This is a genomic window from Pedobacter riviphilus (assembly GCF_014692875.1).
Lineage (GTDB): Bacteria > Bacteroidota > Bacteroidia > Sphingobacteriales > Sphingobacteriaceae > Pedobacter > Pedobacter riviphilus.
Window position 1 is genome coordinate 3300725 of sequence record NZ_CP061171.1, and the last position, 14472, is coordinate 3315196.

General features: G+C 40.5%; 10 protein-coding genes. 9 read left to right on the forward strand and 1 reads right to left on the reverse strand.

The annotated features are described in order from the left end of the window. Positions 1–16 precede the first annotated feature (16 nt). From H9N25_RS13420 to H9N25_RS13455, 8 genes are all read left to right on the forward strand, one after another. Positions 17–4252, forward strand: coding sequence for a type I polyketide synthase (locus H9N25_RS13420; protein WP_190326227.1), 4236 nt, complete (start codon positions 17–19; stop codon positions 4250–4252). Positions 4253–4287: 35 nt separating this feature from the next. Then, complete coding sequence (locus tag H9N25_RS13425) at positions 4288–4536, forward strand: phosphopantetheine-binding protein (protein ID WP_223833381.1); 249 nt, start codon at positions 4288–4290, stop codon at positions 4534–4536. Next, positions 4524–5288 (forward strand): alpha/beta fold hydrolase, encoded by a 765-nt coding sequence (locus H9N25_RS13430; RefSeq protein ID WP_190326228.1) that lies wholly within the window; start codon positions 4524–4526, stop codon positions 5286–5288. Before H9N25_RS13425 ends, H9N25_RS13430 begins: the two co-directional genes overlap by 13 nt. A gap of 71 nt (positions 5289–5359) precedes the next feature. Continuing rightward, a complete protein-coding gene (locus tag H9N25_RS13435; RefSeq protein ID WP_255524464.1) occupies positions 5360–6499 on the forward strand; it encodes a glycosyltransferase in 1140 nt (379 codons plus the stop codon). Positions 6500–6509: 10 nt separating this feature from the next. Then, on the forward strand, positions 6510–7712 hold the full coding sequence (locus H9N25_RS13440) for a glycosyltransferase (protein WP_190326229.1): 1203 nt from the start codon (positions 6510–6512) through the stop codon (positions 7710–7712). A gap of 152 nt (positions 7713–7864) precedes the next feature. Continuing rightward, entirely contained in the window at positions 7865–9154 is a 1290-nt protein-coding gene (locus tag H9N25_RS13445; RefSeq protein WP_190326230.1) for a condensation domain-containing protein, read from the forward strand. Further along, the gene (locus H9N25_RS13450) at positions 9151–10419 is read left to right on the forward strand and encodes a hypothetical protein (protein ID WP_190326231.1); all 1269 of its coding nucleotides are present in this window, start codon (positions 9151–9153) and stop codon (positions 10417–10419) included. Before H9N25_RS13445 ends, H9N25_RS13450 begins: the two co-directional genes overlap by 4 nt. Beyond that, on the forward strand, positions 10412–10921 hold the full coding sequence (locus tag H9N25_RS13455; protein ID WP_167295265.1) for a hypothetical protein: 510 nt from the start codon (positions 10412–10414) through the stop codon (positions 10919–10921). Before H9N25_RS13450 ends, H9N25_RS13455 begins: the two co-directional genes overlap by 8 nt. 76 nt (positions 10922–10997) lie before the next feature. Here the strand turns inward: H9N25_RS13455 and H9N25_RS13460 are convergent, their stop codons facing one another. Further along, positions 10998–13076, reverse strand: a complete 2079-nt coding sequence (locus tag H9N25_RS13460; protein ID WP_190326232.1) for a CehA/McbA family metallohydrolase domain-containing protein — start codon at positions 13074–13076, stop codon at positions 10998–11000. A 156-nt stretch (positions 13077–13232) separates the two neighbouring features. On the opposite strand from H9N25_RS13460, the gene H9N25_RS13465 reads away from it, so the two are divergent. Continuing rightward, complete coding sequence (locus H9N25_RS13465; RefSeq protein WP_169502420.1) at positions 13233–14069, forward strand: alpha/beta fold hydrolase; 837 nt, start codon at positions 13233–13235, stop codon at positions 14067–14069. Positions 14070–14472: the final 403 nt, after the last annotated feature.

The following is a 14472-nucleotide window of genomic DNA, read 5'->3' on the forward strand; positions in this document are numbered from 1 at the left end:
CATAACCAAACAGCAGATGAAGAAAAGCGATGTAGCAATTATTGGAATGTCATGCATTTTTCCGGGTGCGAAAGATATGCAGACCTTTTGGGAAAATATTATAAACCGGGTAGATTCTACACAGCAGGTTCCGGCTGATCGGATTGATCCCGTGCATTTCGACAAAAACCTGGGTGGCGTTGATCGTTTTTATTGCAACCGTGGTGGCTTTATCCCCGATCATCAATTCGATCCACAGCGGTTTGGGATTTTACCTTTAGCAGTTGAAGGTACAGAACCCGATCATCTCTTAACCTTAGATCTGGTTCACCAGGCGCTGGAAGATGCGGCAGTATTTGAAAAAAAGTACTCGCTCGATAAAACAGGGATCATTATCGGTAAAGGCAATTATGTAGGTCCGGGTGCAACCCGTGCGATAGAAATTGTAAGGACAGGCGAACAGATTTCGAGTATATTAAAAGACTTGATGCCACAACTTACCGAAGCTGAAATTGAAAAGGTAAAACACGAGTTTCAATTGCGCAAAGGTCGTTTTAGTGCTGATACCGCAATGGGATTGATCCCTAATTTAGTAGCCTCGCTGGTAGCCAATCGCCTTAATTTAGGCGGCTTAGCCTTTACTCTGGATGCTGCCTGTGCCAGTTCACTTATTGCAGTAGATCACGGCGTACAGGAACTGAATAGTGGCCGCTGTGATATGATTATTGCTGGCGGTGTACATTTAGGTCAGAATGCAGCTTTTTGGAGTATATTCTCCCAATTGGGTGCTTTATCCAAACAGGAAAAAATAAAACCTTTCGATCAAAACGCTGATGGATTGATTATTGGCGAGGGTTGTGGTTTTGTGGTGCTTAAACGCCTCGAAGATGCCATCAGAGATCAGGATAAAATTTATTCGGTAATTAAAGGTGTAGGCATTAGCAGCGATGGCAGTGGAACCAGCGTAATGAGTCCATCGGTTAAAGGCCAGTTGAAAGCCATTTCCGAAGCCTGGAAAAATGCAGAACTGGAAAGTAAAAATATCGGCTATTTAGAAGCCCATGGTACAGGTACACCACTAGGCGATAAAACAGAGGTAGAAACCTTAAAGCAGTTTTTCGGTCAGGATGCCGATCTGCCGAAAGCAGGTATCGGCTCTGTTAAATCAAACATCGGCCATGCCATGCCCGCAGCAGGTATAGCAGGCCTGATCAAGTCGAGTCTGGCTTTATATCATGGAATCATCCCTCCTACTTTACATTGCGATGAACCTGTATCGCAATTGGCCGAAACCCGTTTTTCTGCCGTGCAAAAAGCGATAGACTGGAACCAATCGGGTTTACCCAAACTGGCGGCCGTAAATGCGTTTGGTTTCGGAGGGATTAACGCCCACGTGGTGTTAACCGCTTACGATGCTCCAAAAAAAGATGAGGTATTGGTAATTGCGAGACCAAGTCATGAGGCTTTGATCCAATCGCTCGAAAACGGCGATTATAGCGTTGGGAGTGGAAATTTCCGCTTGGTATTGTTTAACCCTAGTCCTGAAAGAATCAAAAAAGCCTTAAAAATTGTAGCTAAAAATTCTCCCTGGAGAAATAAACAGGACATCTGGTACACCAATGCACCATTATTGGCGAATGATGGTAAAATAGCCTTTGTTTTCCCCGGTCTAGACGGGCTTGCTGGCGGCGAAATCAAATCGGTAGCTGATTATTTCAACATTAGTATCGACGAAAACGAGAAACAAGATGGCCTTTTAAGCGAAGCACTCAATATACTGAACAAAAGCAGTGTTTTAGATCAGGCTTTAAAACAATTGGGCGTTAAATCTGATATGAACGCAGGGCACAGCCTTGGCGAATGGCTTGCGGCAAGATCTTCGGAATTAGCGGAAGAAAGTTCGGTAATGAATTTACTGAGCGTACTCAACCCCGAAACTTTCGAATTGAAAGACTCGCGCTTTATTGCTGTGGGTTGTGGTTTAGATACGCTTCAGCCAATTTTAGAAAGTATTCCCGATTTATATCTTTCAAACGATAACTGCCCGCAACAGGTAATTCTTTGTGGCAGTAAAACTGCATTGGATGAATTGGTTCCGATATTGAAGGTGAAACAGATTTTTCATCAGATTTTGCCTTTTCAATCAGGTTTCCACTCTCCATTTGTGGCCGATAAACTGGGCTTGATCCTCGAAGGCATGCAGGATATGCAGTTCCGGAAAACCACTATTCCGCTTTGGTCGGCGACCACTTTAGAAACTTACCCTGAAGGCTTTGAAGCTATCCGCCAGTTAAGTGCCGAACACCTGATTAAACCGGTACGTTTCCGTGAACTCACCGAAAAACTGTATGCTGAGGGTGCACGCGTATTTATCCAGGTGGGTTCTGGTGGTTTAGTTGGTTTTATTGACGATACACTGAAAGGGAAAGATTTTAGCACCATTAGTGCCAATGTGCCGATCCGTTCGGGCATTACGCAGTTGCAAAGGGTTTTGGCCGCACTTTTTATTGAAGGAAAAGAAATTGGCCTAAATTATTTGGGCAACATCAAATCAACTCCACCGCAAAAAAACAAAGGCATTAAACTCGAACTGGGTTCACCGATTATCCATAACCTGCAAACGCTTAAAGGTTTAACCATTAAACAAGCTCAGCCCATACAACCCAAAACTTTTGTGGAGGCTAAACATCCCGTTTTACAGGCCTTTAATGAGAATGTACTGGAAATGATCAACATGCAGAGCGAAATGATCGATTTGTTCGAAAATGCTGCATTCCAGATTGATCGGCCAAGCAATTGGGCACCTGCTAAACCAATAAAACCTGTCAGACAACCCTTTAGCCAAAAACTTGATGTAAGCCTGGATAACTGTCCTTACCTTATCGATCACTCGCTATTAAGGCAACCAAAAGGTTGGCCAACGGTTGAAGATATGGACCCGGTAATCCCGATGACCATGATTTTTGAAGTATTTGCCGAAATCGCCAATGCACAGTCGCCGGAAGAAAAGGTACAGAAAATCATGAACATGCGGGTTTTCCAATGGATGAACGTGGTTAAACCTTTCCAGGAAACCGTAACTGGTGAGTGGAAAGACGAGCAAAGGGTTTACCTTAATCTGGAGCGTTTTGCAAATGCAGAAGTGCAGCTGGCTGCGCAGTTAAGTACCGCTCCAAACAGAACTTTCGATATTGGAAAATTATTGGATATCGACCGTACTGCTGCACAGATTTATGATGCACACATGTTCCACGGACCAGATTACCAGGGCATCAAAAAACTGACCGCAGTTGGTGAAAAAGGAATCACAGGCATCATCGAAGCATCAGGCGGAAAAGGCTCATTGCTTGATAATGCAGGTCAACTGTTTGGTTTATGGCTGCAGCTCACTTTAGAAAAAGATAGGATTGCTTTCCCGGTTAAAATTCAGGAAATAGAATTCTTTGGCGATATGGCCGACCAAAAAGGACAATTCGAATGTACCTGTGTACTCACCGAAATTAACGATGAATTTGCCACTGCAGATATCGTGATGAAAAGAGATGGCATTACCTGGCTCATCATCACCGGCTGGCAAAATCGCAGGCTCGAGATAGACGAACCGCTATGGAACGTTTCGATGTCGCCCCTCCATAACCGTTTATCAGAAGAAGTTGCACCGGGTGTTTTTCTTTTTGGCAACGCTTATTCGCGTGTGGTTTCATGGGATTTTATTCTAAAAAGATATTTTAACCAGACCGAGAAAAAACACCACAATAACTTACTGCCGAATAAAAGAAGAACCTGGATGATCAGCCGCGTAGCCGCAAAAGATGCTGTACGGAATTTATTGAATACACAGAAAAATCAAGCCTGTTATCCCATCACCTTCGAAATTTATTCGGATGAATACCGCAAACCTTATGTTAAGGGCGGCTTAACAGATAACATCAATATCTCCATTGCCCATAAGGGAACTGATGCCGTTGGTATAGCGCGTTTTAACGAACCGGTTGGTATCGATATCGAACATATTGAAGAACGGAGCGCGGGTTTCTTTGATCTTGTTTTTAACGATCATGAAATGGCTCTGTTAGAAAGCCGCGAAAAAATAGAATGGGCAACCCGCTTTTGGGTAGCCAAAGAAGCTTATGGGAAATACCTGGGCAAAGGCCTACAAGGCAATCCAAAAGCTTATACCATTGAAGAAATCAATGGCGAAGAATTACGCATCAACAACATCACAATCAAAACAATCAAACATAAAAATTATATCATCGGATGGACACTATAACTACAAAATTAAGCAGCGAAGAAATTTTCAACCTCATGAAACAATTTATCACCGAAGTAATCGGCGAAGAATTTGTTGAAGAAATGGATATCACCCCTGAAAGTTCTTTCACCAAAGATCTGGAAATGGATAGCATCGAAATTGTATCCTTCTCCGAAAAAATCAAAGCACACTTCGGTGATCAGATTGATTTTACTGGCTGGTTATCTTCAATGGACTTAGATCAGCTGATCAACTTAAACTTAGGCATGATCATCTCTTATATCGAAGAATGCCAATCATAACAGTAAACGGCAAATCGGTTCACGTTCAGGAGCTCAATAAAGAAGCTGCTGAAACCATCATCTTGGTTCACGGGATGTTCAGTAACCTATCTGTCTATTATTTTAATATTGCACCGCTTCTGGCCACAAAATATCATGTAGTACTATATGATCTAAAAAGCCATGGCATGAGCGAAAAGGCATTAACAGGCTACGATCTGCAAAGCATGACCAACGATCTTTTGGCACTAATGGAGGCATTAAACTTACAACAGGTGCATTTAGGTGGTTATAGTTTCGGTGGATTGATTGCCTTAAAAATGGCTATCCGTTTTCCTGAGCGGATCAACAAGCTTGCTGTAATAGAAGCACCGGATCCGAACGATGATAAAACAAGGGGCATCATTGATGAGTACAGCCGCGAGTTTTTGGAGCATTACGTCGAAAATTTTACCGATACCACCAAAGTGAAAATGGGCAAAAGGCAGATGGAGCGCAACCACCGCATGTACGAGTACCTCTTTTATCAAACATCGATTAAAACCGACATGGTGCTTGAAAAAGATTTTTTTGGCAGTAAGGCAATTGAAACGATAAAAAAGAGTACACTATTGCTTTATGGTACCGATTCCAATTGCCTTAGTGCAGGCAAACAATTAGATGGATTGATTGAAAATGCTTCGTTAATTGCTGTACCCGGCGATCATAATATCCCCATTCAGCAACCACTAGTTATTGCAGAATCATTATTAAACTTCTTCCAGGAAACATAAAACTAAACACAGATGGCAAAATTCGTATTTGTAGTTCCTCCCTTACCGGCCATATCAACCCAACTTTAAGCATGGGTGCAGCTTTACTGGATAGAGGCCACCGTGTAGCATGGATTACTTTAGATCAATCACTAGGCGATAAACTTCCTGAGGGCGGCGAGTTGCTCGCAATCAGCTACGACCAGAACGACCAGCAAAAAAAAGATTCAGAAAAATACCTCGATATCATCACGAAAAAGATTGTTTACGGCATTGATAGTATCAAATTCCTGTACGAAGAGGTACTGATCCCCTTAAACAGGCATAGTTACGAAGGCATTGCCGATCTACTCGATCAGTTTAAGCCTGATCTGGTGATTACCGATCATCAGATGTTTGCAGGTGCCATTGCAGCAACCAACAAAAATTACCCTTATGTTACTTCTGTTACTGCTCCGGCTGCTATAAAAGTAATGGATGAATTACCGAAAGTGCACGAATGGGAAGTGAACCAGATTGTAGCCCTGCAAAAAGAATTCGGTATCACCACGAGCAGCTCCATTGCCTGTTCTGATCTCGCTACATTGGTATTTACCTCCCGCGATTTTTTCGGGGAGATGGATTTACCTGAACATTTTAAATTTGTAGGACCTGTTTTTAACCGCCGCAAAACCTCTATTCCTTTTCGCTGGGAAGCATTTCATACCAGTCAGCCTAAAATATTGGTGAGCATTGGTACCACCTTCGATCACGAACATAAAAAAGCTTTTTTTGCCAAGGTAATCGAAGCTTTTGCAAATGAAGACCTCCATGTGGTGGTGGTTTCCGATCCCGCTTTATTTGAAGCATGGCCTGCTAATTTTACAGTACAGCGTCAGGTACCGCAATTGGAACTTTTGCCTCACCTAGATGCGGTAGTTTGCCATGGCGGACACAATACCGTTTGCGAAACCCTAATGAATGGCCTGCCCATGGTGGTTATCCCGATTGCCTACGATCAAAGCCATGTTGCCGGACGTGTTTTTAGGGTTGGTGCTGGAGAGCGCTTAAATTTTAACCGTTTTAAAGCCAGCCATCTTAAAGAAGCGGTAAATAAAGTGCTGCAGAACGATAGTTATAAAATCGCTGCAGAACAGATTAAAAAATCCTTTATTGAGGCCGGCGGAACAGAAAGTGCTGCCGATTTACTGGAAACATTAAGTAACAAAACATCAAACGTATTCATCAGTTAAATTATACATTATGTCAAAATTCCTTTTCGTTGTCCCGCCTTTTTTCGGTCATATTAGTCCAACATTAAGTATTGGCGCCAGTTTATTGGCCCGCGGCCATGAGGTAAAATGGTTGGGTATTACGCCTCTTGCACAGGTACATTTGCCAGAAGGTGGCGAATTTATTTATCCCGAAGAAGATTTGGCTGAGTATGCTGGTGAAATACAACGCATTTTAAAACGCCAGGATGATGGCCCTGCGTGTTCTGGTCCGGAGGTAATGAAGCTTGCGCTCGAAGAAACCTATGTTCCTTTTGCCAAAATGATGATGAAAGGACTGAACAACTTTGTTGACGCCTGGAAACCCGATGTAATTATTAACGACTGTATTACCTTTGCAGGCGCTTTAAGTGCACATTTAAAAGGCATACCATCTGTTACCACTACCCCAGTGCCACCAGATGTGATGGGCGATACAGCAAACAGCGCCCCTAAAATATTCGAGTGGCAGCAAAATCTGATTAAAGGTTTACAAAGAGAAGTGGGTATCTATAGTGATGATATCCATATCCATTCTCACCAGTTAAATATGGTTTTCACTTCACAGGCATTTGCAGGGTTTGAAGAAAAACCACCGCACATGCATTTTGTTGGTCCGGTAAAAGGCCGGCCAAATTTAGCCCCGTTCGATTGGGAACGTTTAAGTCAAGCCTCCACGCCTAAAATATTTGTATCACTGGGTACTTTATTGGTTGATATCCGTAAGGAATTTTTCCAGAAACTGATTACCGCCTTCGAAAACGAACCTGTAACCATTGTAGCCGCAACCAATCCTGATATTTTCGAAAAATGGCCTGATAACTTTATTGTAAATGGTTTTGTGCCACAATCAGAATTGATGCCGCATATGGATGCCGTAATCTGCCACGGCGGTTTCAATACGGTAAACGATACTTTTACCAATGGTTTACCAATGTTGATTACCCCTATTGCTTACGACCATTTTCACACTGCAAAATTAATTGAGCAGGCAGGTTGTGGTATAAGTATCCGTTACAAGCGTTTACGCATTAGCGATTTAAGAAATACCGTTTTTGAGCTTTTAGAAAACCCGAAATATCGCCAGGCCGCTCAAAAAATAAAAGAAACATTCATTGCAGCTGGCGGTAACGATAAGGCCGTGCAACTGTTGGAAGATTTTGCAAAAACAGCCCAAGCTGTGGAAACGGCTTAATGGATAGTTGTCAACTTTAACAATATGGTCGCTAAGGACGGTCGTCATGCTGAACTCGTTTCAGCATCTTTCCTGCTATTAAGATCCTGAAATAAATTCAGGATGACGAAGCGCGTAAATTCGGGATGACGAAACCTTTATAATACTAAAAAATGAAAAGAAAACTGTTATTTGGCGAAAGGATGTTATACGGGGATGGAAAAAGTCCGTTTAACATTGTAATACCTTTCAAAATCAGGGGAGAAATCAAGGAAGACGATTTAAGGTTTGCCTTATTCAAAATCCAAAAAAAACATCCCTGGTTAACCGCCGCAATACGTTTTGACGAAGATAAAAGGCCTTGGTTTGTCACCAATCTTACCGAAAATTTTAGAATCCCTATTCGCATTGTAGACAGGCTAAATGATGAGCATTGGGAGGAAGAATCTACCTATGAATGGAAAACCGTTTTTGATGCTTCAATTGCACCACTTTGTCGCATTACATGGGTTAAAGGTAAAGAGGTATCTGAATTTTTGATGGTTTATCACCATTGTCTTTGCGATGGCACTTCGGCGCTTTCTATTTTAACAGAACTGCTTCAACTTTTGGACAACCCTGATACCGATATTGGCAAAGAAATTCCAATTATGAGTGTAAAAGATGTGATTCCGAAAAAGGTATTGAACAGTTACCGCAACCGAACCAAAAACGGACTGATTGGCAAAATTGCCACTTTAGCGCTTTGGATTATCCCCATCAAGAAAATAGCTGTAGAGCGAAAAAAAGATTTTATGCTCCGCTGGAAATTTGATCAGGATTTCACTACACAGATCATCCAGTTTTGCAAAGCCAATCAGTTTACGGTAAATACGCTCTTAAGTGCCGCAGTTTTAACGGCCTTTAAAGAAGTGAGAAAAGAAAAAGCATTTAATAAAATATCACTTCCGGTCGATATCCGGAACTTTAATCCTATTATAAAAAAAGACCACATTTTTGCTTTCGGATTAATGATTGTACTTTCCCTGCTGCCAGAAAAAGACTTTATTGATAATGTGAAGGCCTTACAAAAAGATGTGAACGATAAATCGGCCAAGCTAAATCCATATAGTTTAATGATGATGATGGAAGCATGCCACCCGGCCTTAAAAAACTTCACCAATTTCTTAAAGTATGGAAAATCAAGTAACGATTGTATGTTTTCCAACCTGGGGAAAATAGATATCGAGTACCAATATCAAAACTTTGAGGTAGAAACCATATTCAGCCCTTCGGTAATGGGGCCATTAGGCAACACGACCACCATGATTGCCTCGACCTACCGCAATCAAATGGATTTTACCTTTGTGGCTAGCGAAGGTTATGTTCCTTTTGTAGAAGCAGAAGCCATAAAAGAAAAAGTAATAGCTATCCTTAAAGAACAGGTTGAAAAACCAATCGAGATTTTAACTGCGACCGCATGAAAAGAAGATTAATTTTAGGAGAAAGAATAATGCATGTAGATGCCAAAACACCATTAAACTGTGTTTTTGGCGCTAAGATTTCAGGCAAAATCATTGAAGAAAATTTGCACAAGGCACTGTTTAAAATCCAGCAGAAACATCCACTGCTGCAAATGAATATCGATGCTACAGGTAAAACACCATATTTCGTACGTAACGAAAACATCAGAAAAATACCGGTTAGAATTGCTGATCGTTTAACGGAGGAGGATTGGTTAAAACAATCAAAAATAGAGTGGTATAAACTTTTTGATGCCCCAAACGAGCCATTAGCTAGGTTAGTTTGGTTAAAAGGCGAAATCGAATCAGATCTTTTGCTCGTGCTTCCACACTGTATTTGCGATGGAACAACCATTTTAAATCTGATGCGTGAGCTAATGGCCCTGATTGATAATCCTGAACAAGATCTGGCTCCATATCCTTCATTTCTTTCTGTTCGCGACCTGTTACCAGAAGATTTTGTAATCAGCAAGGCGGGCCATTTTAAAGGGAAAATTTTTGCAGCGCTCGGTCGTTTGTTTTTCTTTTTTAAATCTACTTCAAACAATAACATAGAGAGAAGCAACTATGCTGTTCATTGGAAAGTTAGTGCAGAGGACACCAAAAACCTATTAATTAAGTGTAAGGAAGAAAATACTACTGTTCACGCCGCCATCTGTGTGGCCTTTATGGAAGCTTTTAAACATGTACAAGGCAGCAAAGCCCATGGCAAGGTGATCTGTCCGGTTGATATCAGGCGATTTGTGGAGGCCATAAAACAAGATACCATGTTTGCCTTTGCACCCATTGTGGAGTTAAAACTAGCGCAAGGCGAAAATGATTTCTGGACAAAAACCAGAAGCTTAAAAACCGATCTGGAAGCAAAAGTAGCAGAAATGAAAGTTCACGACTTGTTAAACATGAGCGAGTATTTCCATTCATCGGTAAATAAAATGATTGGCTTTTTGAAAACAACGAAGGGTACACACGATGTTACACTCAGTAATATGGGGCTTTTAAACATCCCTAAGGATTATCAGAATTTTTCTATTGAAACTATTTATAGTCCCACGGTTGCTTTTCCATGGAAAAACGCCAATACTTTAGTATGCAGCACTTTTAACGGACAGCTGGATTTCTCTTTTATGTCGAACGAATCGTTCCTTCGGGAATTTGAAGCCTGGCAGATCAAAGACAGGGTAATAGAATTGATTAAGGAAAATTTAAATGAGTTGGCCAATGTCTGATTACGTAGAGTATGACGAGCAGACAAAGGTTTCGAATTGGCGGAAATTTGTGCGCAAAAACTTGCTTTTACACCTTATTCCAAATACGGTATTAAATACTGTAGTGCCTTATTTTGCTTTTAAAGCACAAAATTCGGTACACTTATTTAGTGGTGAGCAAAATCTGGCCAGGTTTTTATTGCCCATGTCGTTATTGCTACCGTTTATGATTACACTTGATATTTTAAAGAAAATAAAAGAACTGCAGCATTCAGGCGCCATAAACTATAAAATAGACGAAAAAATTACGGGCTACCCTTTTATATTGAAAAAAGCAGGATTAAATGGTTTGTATAGTATTTTGGCTGTATTTGCTTTGATGCTTGCACTACACTTCTCTTTCCCTAAAAATCACGATTTCGGGATTACCCCATCAGCGATATGTGCAGGATTGTTAGCGGGTTTATATTCTATTACCTTTTTCTATCTCGCTATTAGAAGGTTTAAAGATGATGCGGTATAGTAATTGTATATCACTCATATTGATTTTATAAAATAAATTAACCCTCAAGGATGACACAGCGAATAATGAAAAACCATTATTCCAACCAAACCATTTGTGTAAAAGCACCATTGGTAGCAATATCCCAGGCCTCTACCCTTACCCAATGGCGGCCTTTTAAATTTACCGACCAACTAAAATTCTTTTTGCCAAAAGCCTGTGTAGCATTCAAATTAATACGGTTTCGGTAAACCTTTGCTCCATCGCCCGATACAATCTCGACAAAACTTAAAGGGAATGTCCAGTTGAGCTGCATATTTATCTTTGCTTTTCCGCTATTATCAACCTTCAAAGTCTCTCCTGCACCTCTTCCATTAACATTAAAACTCGGGATTAGTACCTCACCTGTCGACACAAAAAACTTCCCCTTTCGCATTACATCTAAAACTGGCTGCCAGCCATCGGCATAGTTGGGTACATTATCCAGCTGTAAATAATTCACGTTTAAGTGTGCATACATTTCATTTTGCTCGGTGATGGTAAAGATATCAGCCTCCGAAATAATGTGTTTTTTCAAACCCCAGTTGGCCATATCATCCATCAGGTTCAATACCCTTTTACTTAAGGTTGGTAAAGAAAGATCGCCGGGAATCGCTTTCCATGCAGCCCCCATAAAAGTCTCCGATTTAAAAAAGTCTTCTTCTTTATATTTGTCAGGATAACCGGTTGAAGCCTTTGTTCGGGCATGGGCTGTCCAGGCTAAACCATGTTCTTGTTCCAGTAATTTGAGCATTTCTGCTTTATCATTAATGCGGTAAACTTTACCATATTTCGGGTCCTTGGTTTCGAAAGGCAGTTCGCTTTTTCTAGACATAATCCAATAAATTGGTTTAGGAAAAAATGCCAGCCAGTGTCCACCATAAAAATTATTCACTTCTTCTCCCGGCAGCAATAAAAAATTAGGATCAGATAACCTTTTGGTCTGTTTAAATAAGGCATCTAATTCTTTTAAACGAACAGAATCTGGTCCTTTAGGATGTCCTGGTCCATGAAATTCGGCAAGTTTAACAATATTTAAACCCGCTTTTTTCAATACGTCAACAAATTCGGGCTTTTCTGGTACGGTTTTTCCGCTCAGCACTACGTCCGAAATAAACTCATTATGGAAATGGCTGGCCATTGTTTTATAACCAGCTAACGGCACGTAAGTATCGTTATGCGTAAACCTTTTAACCTCCTCTAAGGCTGTATCTGCTTTTCCGCCACTCAGTAAACAGAAAAAATTAAGGCGCTGTTGGGTATTTGGGGGTGCATTAAACCAGGGCACATAACGTTTATCTCCTAAAGGATCTTGACGGATACCGATGCCAAAATCGGGAATTAGATTTAAGTAGTTGCTCCCTTTCCAGGTAAATTTAAGGTTAAAGGCTTCATCTAAGGGATAAAAATATTGGTGCGGGGCAGGAAAAACAGCCAAACTTCCACCTGTATTTTCGCCAATAACTGTGCGGTATTTTACTTCTAAATTTTTACTTGGATCTGCTTGTGCTGCCTTTTCGCGCTGAAGATTTCCTTTTACGTCAGACCAAACCACGTTAGCCCAGGTCTCTTTTTTGCTTATCAATCCGGCATCGTATAAAATAGCAGTTGAATCTTTTGGGGTAGCTACCACAGCAGCTACATTAAACAAAGGGCTTCCGTTGTAAAATGTTATTTCCAAAGCACCATTAAATGTTTCGCATTGAACTCCATTTATCCGCACTACAGTTTGTGAGCCTTTCGTAGAAACACTGGTTGCACCTTTTGCAAACTTTACAATATTTGTGGTATATGGCCTTGTTGGAACCCGATCAAAAAAGACGTTCCAGCCTCCACTGTTTGAATTTAAGGTGCGTTTACCTATTCTCAACACAAATGCAGGATCGAGATGGGCAGCCACTTCTTTTAAGGCTCCTGGCTTACCTAACCGCAAACTTTTAAACAATGGTTTGCTATTGTCGAGGTCTAAAATTACTTTACCAAAGGCCCCTTTACCAGCAGGCCAGGTAAGCACGAGTTCTTTTTGATTGGAAGAAACGGTAGCACCGTTGATTTTAAATGCTTTTAGATTTACCTGGCTTTGCGCGTAAAATGCCGAAAAGCATATTATCAATAATATAGAAATACTATTTTTCATTCAACTTAATCGTTTTAGTAAGATATAATGCAAGATAACAATTAATACAAAACATAAAACAGTTGGCAAATAGTAATGCATTTCGTTCATTACTTATTTTATTTTAAAAAAATAAATAACATTACTTAATTTGATATAAAATTAAAACCAAACATTTTGCACCCTATACTCCTCAGAAATAACGTAAAAATCCTTGGCGAAGGTAGTCAGGTAATCGTATTTGCCCATGGCTTCGGCTGTGCGCAAAGTTCTTGGAAATTTATTACTGACGCTTTTCTTAAAGATTATAAGGTGATACTATTTGATTATGTCGGCTCGGGCGATTCAGACCTAAGCCAATACGACCAGCGAAAATATGCTACACTGGAAGGATATGCCTGCGATATAATCGATATTATAGAAGCGCTTGATTTGAACAATATTATATTTGTTGGCCACTCCGTAAGCAGTATGATTGGCATGATTGCCGCATTACAGATGCCAGAAGTATTTAAAAAACTAGTTTTTATTGGTCCTTCGCCAAGATATTTAAATGATCATGATTATATCGGTGGATTTAATATAGGAGACATTGAAACCATATTTGAGCATATAGCAGATGATTATGTGTCCTGGAGCAAACAATTGGCACCAGTGGTGATGAATAGCCCTTTAAAACCCGAATTAGCTGATTTTTTACAGGAATGTTTTGAGGCTACCGACCCAAGCGTGGCCCTGGCCTTTGCAATGGCTACCTTTAAGGCCGATTATAGAGACAAATTAAAAAACCTCGAAGTGCCAAGCCTTACCCTGCAAAGTTCGAACGATATTATGGCTCCCTTATCAGCCGGCGAATTTATCCATAAAAATACACCCGAGAATTTTTTGGTTGTCATGAAAGCCACAGGTCACTTTCCGCACATTAGCGAACCAGAAGAAACAATAAGAGAAATAAAAGATTTTATTGAAGATATCAGCTTAAAATCAGCATCAGATCATCTGTATACCCCCTAAAAATTTGCCCATCAATAGTAAAACAAGGAAGAAGTGCAGGTTATTGTTCTAAAAAATGCCTGCGCTTCTTCTTTAACCATTTTGCATGTCTTGACAATCAATTCTACCCGATACCCATATTAATCTGTACTTAAGCCACCTTCCTCAATAGATTGCAGATGCAGATTTAGCTAAGTGCTTAGTTATTACAGAAATGGCTGAAAGCATTTTGCGCAATACGTTTTAGTTTTTCATATTCTCCGGAAGGCTAAATTTCGATAAGCTTTGCTTGCACTTTCGTGTTCATTAGTCAATTTCAATGTTGGATCAATCTTTAAAGGCGACTTATTATACACCTGACGATTACACGGTCACCAAACGATTAAACAACTCATAATCAGATATCATTGCAAATAAAATCAAG

Coding starts and splice junctions, on each gene's coding strand:
- H9N25_RS13420 (WP_190326227.1), top strand. CDS start 17: ATGAAGAAAAGCGATGTAGCAATTATTGGAATGTCATGCATTTTTCCG.
- H9N25_RS13425 (WP_223833381.1), top strand. CDS start 4,288: ATGAAACAATTTATCACCGAAGTAATCGGCGAAGAATTTGTTGAAGAA.
- H9N25_RS13430 (WP_190326228.1), top strand. CDS start 4,524: ATGCCAATCATAACAGTAAACGGCAAATCGGTTCACGTTCAGGAGCTC.
- H9N25_RS13435 (WP_255524464.1), top strand. CDS start 5,360: ATGGGTGCAGCTTTACTGGATAGAGGCCACCGTGTAGCATGGATTACT.
- H9N25_RS13440 (WP_190326229.1), top strand. CDS start 6,510: ATGTCAAAATTCCTTTTCGTTGTCCCGCCTTTTTTCGGTCATATTAGT.
- H9N25_RS13445 (WP_190326230.1), top strand. CDS start 7,865: ATGAAAAGAAAACTGTTATTTGGCGAAAGGATGTTATACGGGGATGGA.
- H9N25_RS13450 (WP_190326231.1), top strand. CDS start 9,151: ATGAAAAGAAGATTAATTTTAGGAGAAAGAATAATGCATGTAGATGCC.
- H9N25_RS13455 (WP_167295265.1), top strand. CDS start 10,412: ATGTCTGATTACGTAGAGTATGACGAGCAGACAAAGGTTTCGAATTGG.
- H9N25_RS13460 (WP_190326232.1), bottom strand. CDS start 13,076: ATGAAAAATAGTATTTCTATATTATTGATAATATGCTTTTCGGCATTT.